We start from the raw sequence: 21468 nt of genomic DNA on the forward strand, positions 1-21468 counted from the left end.
TTTTTTAAGGAGCGTATATGGAACTCATCTGTCCGGTTTGCCATCACCCACTGGAACGCCAGGGGGAGACAGCGCATTGCGCAACCTGTGAGAAAGATTTTTCCCTTGAGGCGCGCTGCCCTGATTGCCATCAACCATTGCAGGTCTTAAAGGCCTGTGGCGCGGTAGATTATTTTTGCCAGCATGGGCATGGGTTGATATCTAAAAAACGCGTCGTGTTTACACTCATTTCCTGAATTTAATATTACCTGAACAAGTAATTGGAGATTAAATATTTATTCTTTAAATGTTTAATCTCTTTCTATCTATCAATAAAATAGAAGTGACTAATAATTACTCCGCCTTTAATCACATTAAGTGATTTTTAAGAATCCATTTAGTTTTATTTCAGTGTATTTCTCTCTCTTTGATAATAAAATGTCGCCGGATAATTTTTCTTTTTTTTACGCCAGTTTTTGCACTATTCCCGGAGCAAAAAAACAATGGCCCCATGGAAGTGGTTTGCTTTTTTTGTATTAATTACAGGCTCGGCCACTTCTGCGGCAGGGGAAGGTGCGGCCCAAAGCAAAACGTCATCAGAACAGCCATTACCGGATCTGGGCAGTGCCGCAGCGCAAGAGGAAGAAGCCAGCAACAACGGGAAATCAATTAAAGAACAGGGGGCTGACTATTTCATTGGCTCCGCCACTCAGGGGTTTGAAAACCTTACGCCAGAAGCCCTCCAGTCCCAGGCCAGGAGCTACCTGCAGGGCCAGGTGACCTCCACCACCCAATCCTGGGTTGAAGGCTTAATGTCTCCCTGGGGCAAAGTGCGCAGTAATCTTTCGTTGGGTGAAGGCGGCGATCTCGATGGTAGCTCTCTGGATTATTTTGTTCCTTTATATGATAACCAACGCACCCTCTTATTTAGTCAATTATCAGCCCAGCGAAAAGAGGAACGCACCATCGGAAATATTGGTGTAGGGCTTAGATATAATTATGATAAATGGTTATTGGGCGGGAATATCTTTTATGATTATGATTTTACCCGTGGGCATCGTCGTCTCGGCCTGGGAACGGAAGCCTGGACCGATTATTTAAAGTTTTCCGGCAACTATTATCATCCCCTTTCTGACTGGAAAGATTCTGAAGATTTTGATTTTTATGAAGAGCGCCCGGCCCGCGGCTGGGATATTCGCGCTGAGGCGTGGCTACCTGCCTATCCGCAGATTGGCGGTAAAATTGTTTTCGAACAATATTACGGTGATGAAGTCGCACTGTTCGGCAATGATAACCTACAGAAAAACCCGCATGCCGTAACGCTTGGGCTGAATTACCAGCCGGTGCCGTTACTGACCATTGGTACGGATTACAAAGCTGGAACCGGCGACAACAGCGATCTCTCCATTACTGCGACGGTGAACTACCAGTTCGGCGTGCCATTAAAAGATCAGCTTGATGCAGACAAAGTGAAGGTGGCGCATTCGTTAATGGGCAGTCGGCATGATTTTGTCGATCGTAACAACTTTATTGTTCTTGAGTACCGGGAAAAAGATCCGCTCGATGTCACGCTATGGCTGAAGGCGGATGCAACTAACGAACATCCGGAGTGCGTGATTAAAGATTTGCCGGAAGAAGCGATAGGCCTGGAAAAATGCAAATGGACTATCAATGCGCTGATTAATCACCACTACAAAATTGTTGCCGCCTCCTGGCAGGCGAAAAATAACGCGGCGCGCACGTTGGTGATGCCGGTGGTAAAAGCCAACACGATCACCGAAGGGAATAACAACCACTGGAATCTGGTGCTGCCAGCCTGGCAATATGCCGCCACTGAAGCGGAACAGGAGAAGCTCAACACCTGGCGGGTTCGTCTGGCGCTGGAGGATGAAAAGGGTAACCGACAAAATTCCGGTGTGGTGGAGATAACCGTTCAGCAGGATCGCAAAATAGAGCTGATCGTCAATAACATCGCTAATGTGCCGGATGAAAACAACCACAGCCATGAAGCCAGCGCCCAGGCGGACGGGGTGGATGGCGTGGTGCTGGATCTCGACGTCACCGATAGCTTTGGCGACAGCACGGATCGCAACGGCAATGCTCTACCGGAAGAGAATCTGTCGCCAAAACTCTATGACGCGCAGGATAAAAAAATCACCCTCAGCGACAAGCCCTGCGCCACGGAATCCCCTTGCGTCTTTATCGCCAACAAAGATAGCAAAAAGGGCACCGTCACGCTCGCCAGTACGCTGCCCGGCACCTTTCGCTGGAAAGCGAAAGCGGCGCCTTATGACGACAGTAACTTTGTCGATATTACCTTCCTTGGTGCTGAAGAGGGGGCACTGAATGGGTTTATTTATCGGATTAACGATCCCAGCCCGCACAACCTGGCGGGTGACGAAAAACCCATCCCCATCAATGCCGCCTACCGCTTCGTACTCTGGCAGGATAAAAACCGTGATGGTGCTTTCCAGCAGTCGGAAAAACTGACTGACGAAGAGATGGCGCAATACGACTACCAGTGGGAGTTTGCCGGAAAGAGCGTTCTTGGTAATACCGGCGCGCAAACCAACACAGGCAACGAAGATTTAGTTATCCCGGCAACCAATAAGGAAGCGGTGGAAAAGTTTGGCGCTCAGCAAGCCGACGGAGTGCAGGGTTATCAATTGCAGGTGAAGTACGGCAAGAAATAAGATCGGCGTAGTGGCCGATCGGCCAGTCGCTGACGTTTACTAAGGAGAGTGTTATGAAGCAGGAAACAAAACGCGGTCTGACGAAGATCGCGCTGGCGTTGATGCTGGCAGGGTACTGTGCTGTTCCGGCAGCGCTGGCGGCAAATGAGTCTGGCGGTAATCTGAGATCGGGACAATGGACCAGTATTACCGAAACCACGGGCACGTTGCAGGGTACCGTACCATGGATTAACCGTAGCAGCACCGAGACTGCGGTGGGCGATAAAGACCATGTGACAGTTACGATTGACCGTGGAACGCGTAGCCCGGTGACCAGCGATTCAGATAAACAGTTCCACATCGGCGATACTGTGACCGTGAACTGGTCGGTTGGCGATACGGAAGGCGATGCGGACAATGGTGCCAATAATACGGGGACGCTTAACGATCTGACCAAAGCGACCATCATCTGGACGCGTTCTGACTCGCAGGATGGCACACCGGTTGAGATTGGCGGTTCAGAAGGGAAAACCTCCTATACGATCACTGACGCTGATGCTGATAAATACATTGGTATCAAAATCACGCCGACCACCTCGACCGGTGATCCCAACGTGGGTACACAAATCATCCTGAAAGACCTGTCTACCAACGCAGGCGGTGGCTCTGACAGCGATGATATTCCTGAAGGGCCGGTTGTGGATAACAAACTGAACGTGGTTATCTATAAAGAAGGTACACAAACCAACCTGCTGGGTACGTCGACGAAAATTGACGTCAATACCACCTATAAAGTGCTGTTGTGGTCTGATAAGAACGGCAACGACACCTACGACGCGGGTGAAGACGTCACCGCAAATTACAACTATCGCTGGAAATTCACCGGTACCAGTGCGCAACTGCATACGGCTGGCGGTATCGTCAACTCCAGCTTCAACAACAACGATTTGGTCATTCCGCAAACTAACGCCGAGGCGAAAACCGCATTCGACAACGCAAGCGGCAACCTCACGCTTGGCGCAGACGGCGTCCAGGGTTACGGGCTTACCATCGATTATCAACGCAAATAATGTGCACCACGCCATTCCCGCAAGGGAATGGCGTTTTCCGCATGTTTTGCTTAGGGCAAACCTAAGCAAAATGTGTTGAAGATACAGTGATACTTAACGGGCGGGTTTCTTTCATGGATGGGTTATTGAAACTGAAAAGCAAGATCGCATTTTTACTGCTGATGATACTGGTGGTAATGCCCGTGCACGCGATATTAAAGGGGGGGCAATGGCAGCCTTCTGGCGCATCAACCGGCGCCATTAACGGCACTGCGCCGCTGGCCGATAGCGCCAGCGTTCCCGTCTATCAGGGCAGCGTTCAGCTCGATCCCGCTACTGAACATGCTGTCCAGTTCAGCGCCAAACCCGGCGAGTTCAGCGTTGATTCCACCGAGACCAGCCTGATTTTGAGCAATCAGCGCGATACAGAAGGTGACCTCTTCGACACGCCGCCGCTGTTACGCTGGGAAAATCAGACGCCACCTGCGGTAGAGCTGGTCTGGGCGGAGGCCGCGACGCCTGATACGCCGCTTAATCCGCAGCCCCGGCCCGACAGAACATTTTGCGCACAGGGTCTGGCTGGCCATCAACTGGTGGCGATCCCAACATTTACCCAGGCGAGCGCGCTGCCCGCGCTGGATCTCTTTACGCTGACAGGAACCCCCAACCAGGGCACGGTATCCGTCAGCGAGCAGCGGGTCACGATTAATGTTGCCGCTTCCGCCTCTGACTTGATTACCGCCAGCGCCAGTCACTATATCGATACGTTAAAAGCCGCGAAAACAACCGTCGGCGATACCATTACGCTGACGGTCACCACCAAAGATTGTCAGGGAAATGCGGCAGGGAATATTCCGTTTATTATTACGCGCGGTGATGCGGTGAATCGCCAGGGCGGCGTTAATAACGCTGCGCCGGTCACCGTGGAGACCACCGAACTGACCACTACCGCGACGGAATACCATGGCACAACCGATGCCAACGGTGTGGCGACTGTGTCGGTGGCTCAGGCGAACGGGCCTGGGGTGAAAACACCCTTGACGGTAGGGATTACGGGGATTACGCAAACCAGCGTGGTCAATGTGATTTTCACCACGCTGACCAGCCCGGATACGCCGCAGGCCACCATGTGGGGACATATGGCGGAAACCGTCACCGCTCATGGTTACACCTTCAGCCGCCCGGTGCTGGCGGCGGAAGCCGGAGGGAATAAGCAGGGAACGATTGAGGATCACAATGAAAGCTGGGCGACGTTTGACTGGCCCGGCGCAGATAACCATTGTACGGTGCTGCCCGGTATGCGCCAGTTTGGCGCACTGGCGACGGTGATTTCCACTACAGTCCAAAGCGAACTGGGCTGGCCGATTGCGGGCAACTATTACTGGTCTTCGCTGGCCGGAGCCAGCGGTCAACACCATGCCGCTGATATGTCTAACCGCAGCGAAGCGCAGAAGTCAGACGGCACGACATTTATCGTAAGCTGTGTGGATAAACCCGCGCCGGACGTTGATCCGGTTATCACCCTCACGCCGGATCACTTCGACACCACGCTACAGGCAGCAAAGGCCCGTGTCGGCGAGGATATTATCGCTCGCGTTACTATTACTGATGCGAAAAATGGCGACCAGCCTCTGCCCTACTACTACTTTACGCTGACGCTGGGCGAACCGGTCAACCGCAAAAAAGAAAAAGACTCCGCGTGGGACGCGCACCCGCTGCTGATCGAAGGCGACAGCAATCTGCGGAAAATTGATGCCTGGCATTATGAAGGGATCACCGATGTGAATGGCCAGGCAACGCTTATCCTGACCCAGCCTGACGGCGCAGGCGTTAAAACGCATGTCACCGCCGCGATGCGCCAGGGTTACAACACCACGGATGAAAAAGATTTTATCTTCACCACGCTCACCAGCCCGGACAGCGACAAAGCGCGGATGTGGGGCCATATGACGGGGATTATTGAAGATGGCAGTATCTTTAAGCGTCCGCGGCTGGTAGATGAAACCCGTTATGCGCTCGGCAGCGTTCGGGAAAATAACGAAGACTGGGCGTTGTTCGATCAAAACACCAGTATGCAGTCAGAATGCGGGATGGGGCATATTCCGTCGCAGCGGTCACTGGAAGCGCTGTACGCCTCATACCCTTCTAACGAGATTGCCACCGATTTCGGCTGGCCAGTGGTGAAACAAAGCTACCTGACGGCGGCAGAACAGGCAGACAACCATACCTCGGTAAACCTCGGCAGCGGGGATGTTGACAGCTATAGCGGGTTTAAACAGAACTATCTCTCCTGCTCCGGTAATGAAATGGTTACGCGTGTGTCGGTGACCACCGATAAAGACACCTCTTCCGGCACTATGGCAAAGGCAAAGGTGGGGGAGCAAATCACCATGACAGTTCATACCTGGAATGCGATTAACAATACTCCGGTCGCGTATGCGGGTTTCACCATTACCAAAGGGATTGGCCTCAACAAGAAGGGGAGAGCGACAGACTTCACCGACGCGACGGAAGGCGCTCTGGAGATGAACGGTGAGATGTACGGTACACAGCAAGGGGAGATGACGCTGACCGGTACCACCGATATTAATGGTAATGCGACGATTGTGATTAAACAGCCCCAGGGGGTTGGGTTAAGAACGCCGCTCACTATCACCCCAAGCGGTTCTGAAATCCCCAATACGGTGAACTATAACGTTGTTTTTACTGTTCCCACCAGCCCGGATGTTCCGCAAGCCCTGATGTGGGGCCATATGGATGAAACGGTCAGCGCAGGCGGGTTGACCTTTACCCGCCCTAAGCTGGCGGCTGAACTTACAGGCGAGGCGGACCAGTCGCGAACGGAAAACAACGAAACCTGGGCGATGGTCAATAAAGAACACCTTACTGTGACCGATTCCGGCGGCTGTGAAAGTGGGAAAGTGCCGCGAAAAGCGCAGCTTGAAGCGCTGTATGCGGCGAACAGCGGCAATGCGATGTTAACAACCCACGGCTGGCCGACGCTGCTGCAGGCCTACTGGTCGACCACGCCTGCAGACAAAGTGCCTAATTATTACGCGACGTGGTTGAACGACGGAGACTCGGTAAATAACAGCGCAGCGACCTATCTGAGCTGCCTCACCACGGCGAACGAGCCGCCCGCCGCTATTACGCTGGAGGTTGTGAATCCGGCCCAGTGGGATGCCGGGCTCAACGCCGCGAAGCTGAAAAAGGGCGAAACCCTGCAAGTCAAAGTAACGGTGAAAGACGCGGCGGGCAATGCGATGCCGGATATGCCCTTTGTGCTGTCGCGCGGTGATGGCTATACCCGCTCCGGCGAGAGACATAGTGCGGGGAGCGGTGATGGTATCGTGTCGTCCGTAGTGGTAGACGGAGAATCGCTGAATGACACCGCCACGCGACATGGCGCTGAGACCGGCGCTGATGGCACGAAAATTATCGAGATTACCCGCCCGGACACACACGGTACGAAAACCACTATTACGGCCGCGCTCTATCCGAATACCAGCGTAAGCACCGGCCTCGACACCATTTTCACCGTGGCGACCAGCCCGGATAGCATTAATGCGAAGATGTGGGGCCATATGCCGGAAACCCTCGAAGCAGACGGCATGGTGTTTAAACGCCCCCGCCTGCTGGCGGAACTGAGCTACCGCACCGGGCACGGGAATAACATTGAGTCAAATGAAACCTGGGCGGAATATACTTACACTCAGGCGCAGAACAGCAGCGACGGTTGCGGCAGCGGCTACGTGCCATCGCAGGCCGCGTTGACATCACTGTACGGCGCAAACGCGGCAGGCCAGGGCTGGCCGTTAGCAATGAATTACTGGAGCAACTCGGCGGATGGCGACACCTCCACCTCTCGCGCCTATAAAACCGTAAATTTACAAAATGGCGGTAGCCGCGGGGAGGCCTCTGCCCAGTCGTTCTATCTGACCTGCCTGAACGATCCTCAGCCGGTAGTCAGCCAACTGGAGCTGATGCCATCGTCGTGGGTCGATACGCTCCAGGCGGGGAGAGTGAAAAAAGGCGATACCGAGGTGCTGAAAGTCATCACCAAAGATGCGCAGGGCAACCCGGTGGGCAATGCGCCTTTCACTCTGCAGTACACGAAGAGCGCAAATCGTGCCAATAGCCTCAATTATCAGGCAATACTGGGTATAGGAACCGCCCCGGATGCCGCTGGCGTATTGCTACAAAACAGCCGCTATTACGGTGTGACGGGCGATTCGGGCGAGGTGGATTTATACCTGACGCAAAACGACACTCTTGGACTGAAAAACACTCTGCGGGGCTCGCTCGATGATCTCCCCACTGTCATCCAGGATACGGCTGTTATCTTTACCGTCGTGACCAGCCCGGATAGCATTAAAGCCAGCTATTGGGGGCATATGCCGGAAACCTACACCACTGACGATGGTATCGAGTTTCAGCGGCCCAGGTTATTTGGCGAACTCTCTTCTACCTCCGGTATTGGCTCCTCTACTATCAATAATGAGAAGTGGCCGCTGTTTAGCACTTCGCAGAGAAAAGCCAGCGCCAGCCCTTGTGAAGTGGTTTATCAACCTTTGATGAGCGAACTGCAATCCTTGTATACCTCAATGTCGGAGGAAAGCGTCACCAGCAAGATTGGCTGGCCGACCAATAACACCTGGTGGTCGGCGGATCAAAAGCCGAGCGATGATCGGACCAGTTGGGTAGATCAGTCGCTGGATTTATCCAGCAACACTATCGTAACCAACAAAACGACTGCCTATCAGGCCTGTGTCACAACGGCGCATGCCACGCCTGCGTCCATTGAGCTGACCTCAACATTGCTGAATGCGGATAAAACCACCGCCAATAATGGCAACCCCACCGCGTGGGCGAAAAAAGGCGAAAGTATTCCGCTGACCGTTACGGTAAGAGACAGTGCGGGCAATCCGCTGCCGAATGCCGCATTTAAGCTGTCGCGTAGCTTCTCTAACCCCCGTGTGGGTACGGGGGTTAACAACAGCATGGTACTGATGCCGCTGACGCCTGCTGAAGGTTCGGTAATCCTTGCAGGTAACGGTAGCAAATGGATGGGGACGACGGGTAACGATGGTACGGCAACGTTTACCATCAATCAGGACGCTACCACCGGCCAGACGACCAAATTAACCGCCTCGCTGGTGCAGGATACCAGCAAAACGTCGGCGCTGGATGCGATGTTCACGGTGATCACAAGCCCCGATACGCCGAAAGCTAAGTACTGGGGGCATATGCCGGAGACCTTTACCGTCGCCGGGACGACATATAAGCGGCCATTATTGAGGGACGAACTCACGTCAACCGACAGCACGAACACGGTCAGGGCCAACAATGAAGAATGGTATACCTGGATCAACTATACCCAGATTAAAACGAACCCCGCAGCGCAGTGCAAACGCTACGGGCTACCGTCGCTGGCACAGCTGAAGTCGCTGTATGACGAGTATGATCAGGGCAAACTGATGGAAGCCTTCGGTCTGCCGATATCAATTTCCAACTGGGCAGCGTCGGATACGGTGGTTGCTGGCGACCACCGTTCGGAACGTGAACAATATATCAATCTGAACACCGGCAATACGACGACAACCTCAACGTCTACTGCGACCTCTGAGCTGTGTCTGGAGACGCCTCGTTCACTGAGTCTGACCTTCACCTCTCCGGCGCTGGATGAGAGCAAATCGGCATTTGTGGCGAAGAAAGGCGAAGCGATACCGATGACCGTGACGGTAACTGACAGTTCAGGCGCTTCGGTCGAAGGGCTGACGGTCAAGTTGCAGCGCGACTATTCATCTGATCGTAAAGGAATACGGGGCTATACCGCGGATGGTGCTGATACCGCGATGGTATTGAAACCGACCGCGCCAGCATACGATGATGTTCCGTTCATTCAAAATAACTCGTCGGGCGCCGAGAAGGCTGTCTGGCTTGACCTGACGGGGCCTGATGGCGTTCTCCACTTTGAAATCACCCAGGACGGTACGTTTGGGTACAGGACGCCCATTTCAGCCCTGATCATAGAAGACACCAGTGCGAAGGTGGGCATAGCGACAATCTTTACCGTCGTCACCAGCCCGGATACGGATAAAGCTAAGTACTGGGGGCATATGCCGGAGACGGTTACCAGCAGCGATGGCACGGTATTCCAGCGCCCACTGCTGGCGGAGGAGACATCAGGGGAAAATTCTACGTTTCAATCGTCCCTGGCCGGTGGGAAAGAGTCGTGGCCGTTATTCAACCATAGTAGCCCTGGCCTGGCGGCGAAGTCCGGGTGTGATGACGACAAACAGCCGACCTTAAGCGAACTACAGACATTGTATGGTGATGCGAGGTCGGCAGGAAGTGACATTGAAACGCTGTATGGTTGGCCGGTATCGAACACAACCTATTACTGGTGGGCGTCCGAATACTCGGGCTCCTATTATGAAGGGATGCAGCTTTATACGGGCAATGTCTCGACCAAATTGGGTGGCACGGCCAACCACGCGCTGGTCTGCCTGAAGGAGCCACGAGCCTCTCTCTCTGCTGTTACGTTGACCTCGTCTGCTTTTGATGCCAGCGTCCAGGCTGCGAAAGTCGCGAAGGGCGAGGCGATGCCGTTGACGGTTACGGTGACCAACAGTGCCGGCAAACCCGTTCCGGACGTGGCGTTTACCTTAACGCGTGGCGAGGCCGCACCGCGTAATAGCGGAGGAACGCTCTATGGCAACGTGGACGCAATGGATGATTTAACCATCCAGCCCGTCCTACCGTCGGGCAGTGCAATCACAATGAACGCCAGCGGTGGAAGCATTCAGGGCGTCACGGGTGCTGATGGTACAGCAACCTTTACGCTCCGGCAGGATAATACTCCCGGTTATAAAACGCCGCTCATGGTGACGCTTGACGAGCACACGAACCTTTCATCGACGCTGGATACCATCTTTACCGTCCATACCAGCCCGAATGTAGCGAGCGCTTATTTCTGGGGCGATATGCAGGATACGGTAACGGTCAACGGTAAAACGCTGCATCGTCCGCTGCTGAATACTGAACTGCCCTCCGACGTGACAGCGGAGGGGGCGGGGACGGGGTACGTAAATAATGAGCTCTGGGCCACCGCTTACACGAAGTATCCGGGTCATTACGATCTGGAAACGCAGTGCGGGAACTTCTCCAGCAATGCACCGACGGTTTCCGATCTTCAGGCCTTACATGGCGTTATTAGCTCAACGGGCTGGCCGGTGACAGGGTTCAAATATCTGTCGCAGACGATGAATGGACATTACTATTGCGCCTATGATGAGAACGCCAATGTGAGTGACTGCACTTACGACACCTCGACGTCGAAAAGAGGCTTTGCCGCCTGCGTTCAGTAGCGGTGCTGCCGCCGTTTAGCGGGTTGAACGGCGGCGTGGTTTCTTCACTGACGTTATTTTGGTCACTTCGCTCTCCACCCAGCCATCGCTCAGGCGGGTGGTGAGCGTATCGCCCGTTTTCACCTGTTTCGCCTGTTTAACGGCTTTGCCGTCGCTGGCGGTGGTGACGCTGTAGCCGCGCGCCAGCGTGGAAAGCGGGCTGACCGCCTCCAGATGGGCCACCAGAGTGGCAAAACGTTCGCGTTGTTCGCTGACGCGCCCACGAATGTTTTCCGCCAGACGAAACTCAAGCTGCTGAATACGTGTACCGGCCCGATGTATTCGCGGTTGCGGATTTTGCTGATTCAGGCGCTGGGCGAGACGTTGCTGCTGTTGAGCCGCACGTTTTAGCTGGCTATCCAGGGCAAAACGCATGCGTTTTTGCAGGCGTTCAAGCGCGGTTTGCTGGCGGGCCAGGCGAAGCTGCGGATGCTGCTGTTGTAAGCGATGATGCAATTGGGTAAAGCGTCGTGTCCGGTTAGCCAGATAGTAATCCATCGCCATTTCCAGGCGCTGTTGCCCTGACTGCATCTGGCGCAGCAACTCCTGTTGATTACGACTGACGATCTCCGCGGCGGCGGACGGCGTTGGCGCACGCAGGTCGGCGACAAAATCGGCGATGGTCACGTCGACTTCATGGCCCACGGCGCTGACCACCGGAATGGTGCTTGCAAAAATCGCCCGCGCCACCCGTTCGTCGTTAAAGCTCCATAAATCTTCCAGCGAGCCGCCGCCGCGCCCGACGATTAATACGTCACACTCTCCGCGCGCGTTCGCGCGCTCAATAGCGCGGACAATCTGCCCCGGCGCATCATCACCCTGTACCGCCGTGGGATAAATAATCACTGGCAGAGAAGGGTCACGACGTTTTAAAACGTGCAAAATATCGTGCAGCGCTGCGCCGGTTTTAGAGGTGATGACCCCAACGCAATGTGCGGGCGAGGGAAGGGGTTTTTTGTGTTGTTGATCGAACAGGCCTTCCGTCTGTAGCTTCGCTTTTAGCTGTTCATACTTCTGCTGAAGCAGGCCTTCGCCCGCAGGTTGCATGCTTTCAACGATGATCTGATAGTCGCCGCGGGGTTCATAAAGCGTGATATTGGCGCGTACCAGCACCTGTTGCCCATGCTGTGGGCGGAAGGTGACCCGGCGGTTGCTGTTGCGGAACATTGCACAGCGAACCTGTGCATTGTCATCTTTGAGCGTGAAGTACCAGTGGCCCGATGAAGGCTGGCTGAAGTTGGAGATCTCGCCGCTGATCCACACCTGTCCCATCTCCTGCTCCAGCAGTAGACGCACCGTCTGGTTGAGTCGGCTAACCGTAAAAATTGAGGGGGATTGAGATGGTAACATGTGAGCGAGATCAAACTTTAAATCAGCAGGTTATTCAATCGATAGTAACGTGCTGACCAGCGAGCGCAAGCATTATTTGCAAAAAAAGGTAGATGCAACCGATTACGCTCTGTATAATGCCACGGCAATATTTATTACCCACTCTGGTCGAGATATTGCCCATGCTACGTATCGCTAAAGAAGCTCTGACGTTTGACGACGTCCTCCTTGTTCCCGCTCATTCCACCGTTCTGCCGAATACTGCTGACCTCAGCACCCAACTGACGAAAACAATTCGCCTGAATATTCCTATGCTCTCTGCGGCAATGGACACCGTGACTGAAGCACGCCTGGCTATCGCGCTGGCGCAGGAAGGCGGCATCGGCTTTATCCACAAAAACATGTCCATCGAGCGCCAGGCTGAAGAAGTGAAGCGCGTGAAGAAACATGAATCCGGTATCGTCACCGACCCGCAGACCGTTCTGCCGACCACTACGCTGCGCGAAGTGAAAGAACTGACCGAGCGTAACGGTTTCGCAGGCTACCCGGTTGTGACCGAAGATTACGAGCTGGTGGGGATCATCACCGGTCGTGACGTGCGTTTCGTTACCGACCTCAGCCAGCCGGTCAGCGTATACATGACGCCGAAAGAGCGTCTGGTTACCGTGCGTGAAGGCGAAACCCGCGAAGTGGTTCTGGCGAAAATGCATGAGAAACGCGTTGAGAAAGCGCTGGTCGTTGACGACAGCTTCCATCTGCGTGGCATGATCACCGTTAAAGATTTCCAGAAAGCGGAACGTAAACCGAACGCCTGTAAAGACGAGCATGGCCGTCTTCGCGTTGGTGCGGCTGTGGGCGCGGGCGCGGGCAATGAAGAGCGTGTTGATGCGCTGGTTGCCGCGGGCGTTGACGTCCTGCTGATTGACTCCTCACATGGCCACTCCGAAGGCGTTCTGCAACGTATTCGTGAAACCCGTGCTAAATATCCTGACCTGCAAATCATTGGCGGTAACGTTGCAACGGGCGCAGGCGCTCGCGCGCTGGCGGAAGCCGGTTGCAGCGCGGTTAAGGTAGGTATCGGCCCTGGCTCCATTTGTACTACCCGTATCGTTACTGGCGTAGGTGTTCCGCAGATCACCGCTGTTTCCGACGCGGTTGAAGCGCTGGAAGGTATGGGGATTCCGGTTATCGCCGACGGTGGTATCCGTTTCTCCGGCGATATCGCGAAAGCTATCGCCGCTGGCGCAAGCGCGGTAATGGTGGGTTCCATGCTGGCGGGTACTGAAGAATCCCCGGGTGAAATCGAACTTTACCAGGGCCGTTCTTACAAATCTTACCGCGGTATGGGTTCCCTGGGCGCGATGTCCAAAGGGTCTTCTGACCGTTACTTCCAGAGCGATAACGCCGCCGACAAACTGGTACCGGAAGGTATCGAAGGCCGTGTGGCTTACAAAGGTCGCCTGAAAGAGATCATTCACCAGCAGATGGGCGGCCTGCGCTCCTGTATGGGTCTGACCGGTTGTGGTACGATTGACCTGCTGCGTACTAAAGCTGAATTTGTACGCATCAGCGGTGCGGGCATTCAGGAAAGCCACGTTCACGACGTGACCATCACGAAAGAATCCCCGAACTACCGTCTGGGTTCCTGATTTTCTTCGCCCGACTCCACGTCGGGCGATTTATTTTATTCTGTTTCACTTGCCTCGGAATAATCGTCAATGACAGACAACATTCATAAGCATCGTATTCTTATTCTCGATTTCGGATCGCAGTACACCCAACTGGTTGCACGTCGCGTGCGTGAACTGGGCGTCTACTGCGAACTGTGGGCATGGGATGTTACTGAAGCACAAATCCGTGAGTTTAATCCAAGCGGTATTATCCTTTCCGGTGGCCCGGAAAGCACCACTGAAGAAAACAGCCCGCGCGCGCCGCAGTATGTCTTCGAAGCAGGCGTACCGGTATTTGGCGTGTGCTATGGCATGCAGACCATGGCCATGCAGCTTGGCGGTCATGTAGAGGGTTCTTCTGAACGTGAATTTGGTTATGCGCAGGTTGAAGTCCTGACCGACAGCGCCCTGGTTCGCGGTATCGAAGATTCACTGACGCCGGAAGGCAAACCGCTGCTGGACGTCTGGATGAGCCACGGCGACAAAGTCACTGCGATCCCGGCAGACTTCGTTACCGTTGCCAGCACCGAAACCTGCCCGTTCGCGATTATGGCGAACGAAGAAAAACGCTTCTATGGCGTACAGTTCCACCCGGAAGTGACCCACACCCGTCAGGGTATGCGCATGCTGGAGCGCTTTGTTCTGGAGATCTGCCAGTGTGAAGCTCTGTGGACTCCGGCTAAAATCATCGACGACGCTGTTGCCCGTATTCGCGAGCAGGTTGGCGACGACAAAGTGATCCTCGGTCTTTCCGGCGGTGTAGACTCCTCCGTGACCGCGATGCTGCTGCACCGCGCTATTGGCAAAAACCTGACCTGCGTCTTCGTGGATAACGGCCTGCTGCGTCTGAATGAAGCTCAGCAGGTGATGGATATGTTTGGCGACCACTTCGGCCTGAACATCGTGCACGTCGAAGGGGAGAAACGCTTCCTTGATGCGCTGGCAGGTGAGAATGACCCGGAAGCGAAACGTAAAATCATCGGTCGCGTGTTTGTTGAAGTGTTCGACGAAGAAGCGCTGAAGCTGGAAGATGTGAAATGGCTGGCGCAGGGCACTATCTATCCGGACGTCATCGAGTCTGCGGCTTCCGCCACCGGTAAAGCGCACGTCATCAAATCTCACCACAACGTGGGCGGCCTGCCGAAAGAGATGAAGATGGGCCTGGTTGAACCGCTGCGTGAACTGTTCAAAGATGAAGTGCGTAAAATTGGCCTGGAACTTGGCCTGCCGTACGACATGCTCTACCGCCACCCGTTCCCGGGCCCAGGTCTCGGCGTTCGCGTACTGGGCGAAGTGAAGAAAGAGTATTGTGACCTGCTGCGTCGTGCCGATGCTATCTTTATTGAAGAGCTGCACAAAGCTGACCTGTACAACAAAGTGAGCCAGGCGTTCACCGTGTTCCTGCCGGTTCGTTCTGTGGGCGTGATGGGCGATGGCCGTAAGTACGACTGGGTTGTTTCCCTGCGCGCTGTCGAAACCATCGACTTTATGACCGCACACTGGGCACATCTGCCATATGACTTCCTGGGGCGCGTGTCCAATCGCATCATCAACGAAGTGAACGGTATTTCCCGCGTGGTATATGACATCAGCGGTAAACCGCCAGCAACGATTGAGTGGGAATAATTCCCCGGGTTGACATGAATCAGTAATACAAAAGCCCCTGATTTAATAAAATCAGGGGCTTTTTTTCGTTTAAGCGTTTAGTTAAACCAACTATCCGATTTATTTTCTTCCGCTTTTCCGGCGCTTTTCATGAGATCGCGACCACCCTCAGAAATGTTGCGGTTGGCGTCAGCTTCAGACTGAACCACGTCAGTTTGTGCCGCCTTATGCTTCAGTTCCTGATCGATATATTCGTTTTCTCTTTTTACGCGCGCCTCTTCTTTTGCGAGAGCCAGTTTCTGCTTCTGAATTTCTAAACTACGAAGTTCATCTTCATAGCTCTGATCGCGATGTTTATCTTTCGCTGCTTCGGCATCCAGCTTGTCTTGTCGGGCCTGACGTTCTGCCGCTGCTGCTGCCGCTTTTTTATTTGCCGCGGCAGCGGCGTTAGCGCGACGCTGTTTCTCCTGCTGAATTTCTTTGTTGCGCTCTGCTACCCAATCATCATGCCTTTTTTGCTCTTCCGCTTTACCTTGCTGTTCAGCCTGGGCGACAGCAGAAAGCTGATCCTGCAAGGAAGAGGACAAGGCATTACCGCTTAATGCAGACAGTGCGATAAACAGAAAGATTTTTTTCATGAAATCTCCTGATTATTATCTTTTTTCAGGGCATTTTGCGTTAGGTTGAATACGGGTTTCGTTGTAGGAGGTGGAGATCACAACAGCCAGACCGGTAGTAAACTGGCACTGCTTACCGACCTGCGTTGAGGTATAGACTTTGGTTCCTTCCTTATAAGTAAGGGAAACGCCTTCAACCAGCGTTTTATCATTGACCATGGATCCTGCGGCGGCACCTGCAACACCACCTGTAGCGGCTCCGGCCGTTGTATTCAGACCACTTCCTGAGCCCACATTGTGGCCGATAACGCCGCCGGCAACCGCACCGAGAATCGCCCCGGTGGTCTGCGCTGCACGTTTGTTCGCGGTATTATCTACAGCAACTTTTGCTGGCAGCACGGAAATGATGTTAACCGTCTTCGTTTCCTGCTTCGAATTTAACTGGTCCGTCTGGTAAACATCGGCAGCGTGATCGTCTGCGTTGGACTGGCATCCTGTGAGAACGAATGACGCGGCAATCGCCAACGGAAGAAGGCATTTTTTAAAATTCATCACTATTCCTTGTCAATAAAATTGTAAAAGCAATACATTTAAGATCATTGGAATAGAAAAGTAAATATCTGTTTTTATTGATAAATTTAGTGAATATCTGCTTTGGTAGAATAAATATAATATATAAATATCGAGCGTTATCAGGCAGGAATATATTTGGATGGAGATTTTATGCGTTCACAGCAAAGCTGATAAATGGCAGGTAATCTGCCATTCAGGAAATAGGGCAGTGCGGCGAACGTCCATGGGGGGATGTTCGTGCAATTAGGTCTGCGAGGGGGCCTCAACCGTCAGGGTCGTTGATTGTGATTCTTTTTTGTCCTGATGATGGTGCCATGCACCGATTGAAGAGTAGATAAAACGTCCAAAGAAGAACATCAAACTGATGAGTAGTATGATTCGAATCATTCGACCGTTAAATCGGTGTCGTTTTCGCATACTGGTAACCTGGCTCACAAAGGGGTCCTTTAACAATACCCACAAACGGGGTGATGTCTACATTAAGGCATAGGGAGCAACGGGGGTCAATCGAAGACAATGTAAAAAATCGTCAAATGAATCATTAATTAATGTTATATAAGATAATAATATTATTTACAAACTATATTAAATAATCTGCCCAACCGCAAAAAAATGAAATTTTATGTTTTTGTGCGCATTGTTTCTTGATTTGCATCAAGCGATATCCCCCGCTGATCTCTAGAATCCCCAGTCCGAACCGCACGGTGACTCACTTTGCGGGCCACTAAGCCAGGTTGGATGCCTGTCTGAATATACCCAGCAGGATTTGGGGTATCCGTAGAGCATCTATGTATTTCTGTAAAACATATAAAAAATATCGCGATCGCTGGTGGGCATTACCGCTCGCTTTGCCCTTGGTTTTATTACCAATCATAAAACTTGCTAATACGTATGCATGGATTGATGGTGGAAAGGTATCGCTTTATTACCTGCCGCTTCCGTTTATGCTTTGTCTGATGCTCTTTTTTGGCTGGAAAGCGGTTCCCGGCATTGCTGCGGCCACCTGGATTTACCTGAGCAGAGATGTCACTTTTTATGAAAAAATCGGTATCGTCCTGCATTTCATCATACCCCTGGTGCTTGCGTGGGGCGGGTATCGCATTTTTATTCCTCGTCGGCAAATGGTGTCTCATGGCGACTCTGGCCTGATGGCGCACCGGTTGTTCTGGCAGATGTTTTTCCCGGCCACTGTTTTCCAGTTGCTTTTCCAGTTCGCTATCTATGTTGGGCTATACCCCAGTCGCAGTGAATTTCAGTGGGTCTCACCGTTGACGCTACGTAGCCTGATTAACTATCAGTCGCTGCTGGTCAGTTGCTTAACCGGTGTACCGTTCTGCTACATGTTGATTCGCCTGGCACGTAACCCATGTTACATCCGTGGATTAATCTCACAGATGCGCCTCGACTTCGACCCGAAAGTGAAATGGGGGGAGGTCGTCGTCTGGGTAGCGGCCCTGACGACTCTGCTTGTCCTGCTATTGATGCCGTTGACCAGCCAGAGCACGATTTTCAGCACCAATTATACCCTGTCGCTGCTCTTGCCTGTGGCCTTGTGGGGCGCAATGCGTTTTGGTTATCGCTTTATCGCGCCGCTGTGGACTTTGCTGCTTATTATCGCGATTCACTTTCACTATCACTATTTGCCGATTCATCCGGGCTATAGCACTCAACTGGCGATCACCTCGTCCAGCTATCTGGTGTTCTCTTTCATCATTGCCTATATCGCAGTGCTTTCTACCCGAGAGAGAACCATTCATGCCAGAGTACGGAGAATGGCGTTTCTCGACCCGGTGGTGCATTTACCTAATCTCCGGGCATTGAATCGGGCAATCGACACCGCGCCCTGGTCCGTCGTTTGCTTCCTGCGCATGCCCGATCTGGAAGTGCTTGGGCGTCACTACGGCGTGATGTTGCGCATTAACTACAAGCAAAAAATGGCCGAGTGGCTAAGTAGTATGTTACGGCCTGGAGAGGATGTGTATCAACTTTCAGGTCACGATCTGGCGCTGCGATTGAACACTGAAGATTACCAACAGCACATTGCTCGTGTCGATGCGCGCGTGAAGCAGTTCCGCTACCTGTGGAATGGAATGCCGCTACAGCCGCAGGTTGGGATGAGTTATTGCTATATTCATTCGCCAGTGTCTCATCTTTCCCTTCTGCTGGGTGAGCTGAGTACCATCGCCGATTTGTCGCTGATATCCCAGCATCCGGAGAATTTACAGCGTCGGGGCGCACTGCATTTACAGCAGGAATTGAAAGATAAAGTCGCGATGATGCTGCGTGTACAACAGGCACTGGAATCCGACCGCTTCTGCCTGATGGCACAGCCGATTATCGGTATCCGCGGTGATGATTATCATGAAGTATTATTGCGGATGATTGGTGACGACGGTGAACTTATTTCACCCAATGAGTTTCTCCCGGTGGCTCATGAGTTTGGTATGGCGTCACGTATTGACCTGTGGGTGCTGGAAAATACGCTGCACTTTATGGATAAATGCCGTGAGCACCATCCGGGGATGCGCTTATCCGTCAATCTCTCGCCGTCTACCGCCTGCGGTTCTGAGTTTTCTCAGCAGGTGGCTGACTTACTGGCGAAGTACAATATCGAAGCCTGGCAACTGATATTTGAAGTCACGGAAAGCCATTCGCTGAGCAATCCGGATCAGGCGCGGCATACGCTCTCTGTACTACAGGATATGGGCTGTCGTGTGGCGATTGATGACTTTGGTACCGGTTATGCCAGCTACGCGCGACTCAAGCATGTGAACGCTGATATTCTTAAAATCGATGGCAGTTTTATTCGCAACATTGCGACCAGTAGCCTCGATTACCAGATTGTGGTCTCTATTTGCCATCTGGCGCGGATGAAAAATATGCGGGTGGTGGCGGAATACGTCGAAAGCGAAGAGATCCGTAAAACGGCGATTGAACTGGGTATTGATTACTTACAGGGGTATTGCATTGGCAAACCAGCGCCCCTGGAGACGCTGGTCGCCGAACCGGTAGCCCGGCTACCAGGTAGCGACTTCCGGTAAACTCTCTTCGGTGATTTTTAAGCACCAGCCGGAAACGCCTTGCCAGTATTCCTGCTCCTTTTCCAGGTCAAGCAGTACCAGCGCATTCTGGCTAAACCAGCCGTGAGGGAAACAGAGTGTCCAGTGATGGGCCTCTGTTTTCAGCGTCAACGTTGGCGGTTTGGTCGTGGCCTGGCGTTGATTGTTCAGCAGCACCCCCAGACGCAGGAGCTGAATCATCGGCAGGAACTGTTTCTTTTTGAACAGCGTAAAGCGCGGAATATCATCCAGCTTGATGGCCTTGCGATGGTAGCGCACAAGCGTAGCCATCAGCGATTGCTGTTCCTGATTAAACCCTGGCAGGTCGCTGTTTTGCAGGATATAGGCGGAATGGCGGTGCATGCCGCTGTGGTTGATATTCAACCCCACTTCATGCAGCAGGGAGGCCCACTGAAGCAGGGCCGCCAGTTGTGGATGCCCAAGCTTTGTATTCTGCTCCAGCCACTGTTGATAAATATGATTTGTGGTTTCCAGCACCCGTTGCGCCTGTTCACGATCGATGTGGTACTGGTTTGCCAGGCTTTGCGCCGTGCGGCTTCGGACATCCTGATGGCGAAAACGACCTTCCATTTCATAGAGTACGCCTTCGCGCAGTGCGCCATCGGACAATCGCAGCTCTTTGATTGCCAGCGAGTCGAATACGCCGCACAGAATAGCCAGCCCAGGAACAAAAACGTTTTTGCGCTCTTCGGAAAGTCCTGGCAAGCTGAGTGCTGAAAAACGCTTATTTTTCAGCACCGCTTCAACCAGCATCTCCAGTCGTTCCGGAGTAATAAACCCATCTTTTTCACCCATTTCAATCAGTACTTCATGGGCGGCTTTGATCGTCCCCGAAGCCCCCATCGCCACATTCCAGCCCTGAATGCGGTACTGCCAGGAGAGGGTTTCCAGTTTTTGTACCGCTGCCAGGCGCGCGCGCTGGAAGTTTTCCCGGGTGATGACGCCACCAGGGAAAAACTGTTGTGCAAAACTGACACACCCCATTCGGCGGCTTTCGACCAGTTTGGGTTCGAAGTCTTCGCCAATGACCAGTTCCGTTGAGCCACCGCCAATGTCGATCACCAGCTTGCGGCCTTTTTCCGGCTGAGTGTGTTCTACGCCCATAAAAATCAGACGAGCTTCTTCGTTGCCTGAAATTATCTCGATTGGGTAGGGGATCACTTTTTCGGCACGGGTTAAAAATTCCCTCGCGTTGGCCGCCTGGCGAAGTGAGTGTGTACCCACAATACAGACGCTGGAAGACGAAAATCCCTGTAGACGTTCGGCAAACAGCGCAAGGCAGCTTAATCCACGTTCCATGGCCTCTTCGCTGAGCATGTTGTTTTCATCCAGACCATCGGCCAGATGGACGCGCTGCTTCAGGCGGCCGATAATCTGCATTGCGCCGTCAACCACACGGGCAATGACCATATGAAAACTGTTCGAACCGAGGTCGACCGCCGCAAATTCCTGCGGACGGGGGGTTTTGCTTTTTATGGGCATAGG

General features: G+C 53.1%; 12 protein-coding genes. 7 read left to right on the top strand and 5 right to left on the bottom strand.

What is annotated here, in order from left to right; genetic code table 11:
- Positions 1–17 precede the first annotated feature (17 nt).
- The 4 genes from VSR74_RS18205 to VSR74_RS18220 all read left to right on the top strand — a co-directional run bounded on the left by VSR74_RS18205 (position 18) and on the right by VSR74_RS18220 (position 11070).
- A complete protein-coding gene (locus VSR74_RS18205; RefSeq protein WP_347796026.1) occupies positions 18–236 on the top strand; it encodes a zinc ribbon domain-containing protein in 219 nt (72 codons plus the stop codon).
- A 246-nt stretch (positions 237–482) separates the two neighbouring features.
- Entirely contained in the window at positions 483–2672 is a 2190-nt protein-coding gene (gene sinH, locus VSR74_RS18210) for an intimin-like inverse autotransporter SinH (protein ID WP_347796027.1), read from the top strand.
- A gap of 53 nt (positions 2673–2725) precedes the next feature.
- Positions 2726–3721 carry a SinI family autotransporter-associated protein gene (locus VSR74_RS18215; RefSeq protein ID WP_347796028.1) on the top strand — a complete coding sequence of 332 codons (996 nt, stop codon included), beginning with the start codon at positions 2726–2728 and terminating at the stop codon, positions 3719–3721.
- A gap of 161 nt (positions 3722–3882) precedes the next feature.
- Positions 3883–11070: an adhesion domain-containing protein gene (locus tag VSR74_RS18220; protein ID WP_459349928.1), complete on the top strand. Its 7188-nt coding sequence runs from the start codon at positions 3883–3885 to the stop codon at positions 11068–11070.
- A gap of 15 nt (positions 11071–11085) precedes the next feature.
- Here the strand turns inward: VSR74_RS18220 and xseA are convergent, their stop codons facing one another.
- A complete protein-coding gene (gene xseA, locus VSR74_RS18225; RefSeq protein WP_347796030.1) occupies positions 11086–12459 on the bottom strand; it encodes an exodeoxyribonuclease VII large subunit in 1374 nt (457 codons plus the stop codon).
- A 161-nt stretch (positions 12460–12620) separates the two neighbouring features.
- On the opposite strand from xseA, the gene guaB reads away from it, so the two are divergent.
- Both guaB and guaA read left to right on the top strand, forming a co-directional pair.
- Positions 12621–14087, top strand: coding sequence for an IMP dehydrogenase (gene guaB, locus VSR74_RS18230; RefSeq protein ID WP_149464784.1), 1467 nt, complete (start codon positions 12621–12623; stop codon positions 14085–14087).
- Positions 14088–14156: 69 nt separating this feature from the next.
- Positions 14157–15734 (top strand): glutamine-hydrolyzing GMP synthase, encoded by a 1578-nt coding sequence (gene guaA / locus VSR74_RS18235; RefSeq protein WP_347796031.1) that lies wholly within the window; start codon positions 14157–14159, stop codon positions 15732–15734.
- A 77-nt stretch (positions 15735–15811) separates the two neighbouring features.
- Here the strand turns inward: guaA and VSR74_RS18240 are convergent, their stop codons facing one another.
- The 3 genes from VSR74_RS18240 to VSR74_RS18250 all read right to left on the bottom strand — a co-directional run bounded on the left by VSR74_RS18240 (position 15812) and on the right by VSR74_RS18250 (position 17338).
- Entirely contained in the window at positions 15812–16351 is a 540-nt protein-coding gene (locus VSR74_RS18240; RefSeq protein ID WP_347796032.1) for a DUF5384 family protein, read from the bottom strand.
- Between the two features lie 15 nt (positions 16352–16366).
- Positions 16367–16885 carry an outer membrane lipoprotein gene (locus VSR74_RS18245; protein ID WP_347796033.1) on the bottom strand — a complete coding sequence of 173 codons (519 nt, stop codon included), beginning with the start codon at positions 16883–16885 and terminating at the stop codon, positions 16367–16369.
- Between the two features lie 261 nt (positions 16886–17146).
- Positions 17147–17338, bottom strand: a complete 192-nt coding sequence (locus VSR74_RS18250) for a YfgG family protein (RefSeq protein WP_347796034.1) — start codon at positions 17336–17338, stop codon at positions 17147–17149.
- A 353-nt stretch (positions 17339–17691) separates the two neighbouring features.
- Between VSR74_RS18250 and VSR74_RS18255 the strand changes: the two genes are divergently transcribed.
- Complete coding sequence (locus VSR74_RS18255) at positions 17692–19944, top strand: sensor domain-containing phosphodiesterase (protein WP_347796035.1); 2253 nt, start codon at positions 17692–17694, stop codon at positions 19942–19944.
- On the opposite strand, the gene ppx is transcribed toward VSR74_RS18255, so the two are convergent.
- Positions 19921–21465 (bottom strand): exopolyphosphatase, encoded by a 1545-nt coding sequence (ppx, locus tag VSR74_RS18260; RefSeq protein WP_347796036.1) that lies wholly within the window; start codon positions 21463–21465, stop codon positions 19921–19923. The genes VSR74_RS18255 and ppx overlap by 24 nt on opposite strands.
- Between the last annotated feature and the right edge of the window lie 3 nt (positions 21466–21468).

The sequence above is a fragment of the Pseudocitrobacter cyperus genome, assembly GCF_039889165.1.
In the GTDB taxonomy this organism is placed as follows: domain Bacteria; phylum Pseudomonadota; class Gammaproteobacteria; order Enterobacterales; family Enterobacteriaceae; genus Pseudocitrobacter; species Pseudocitrobacter cyperus.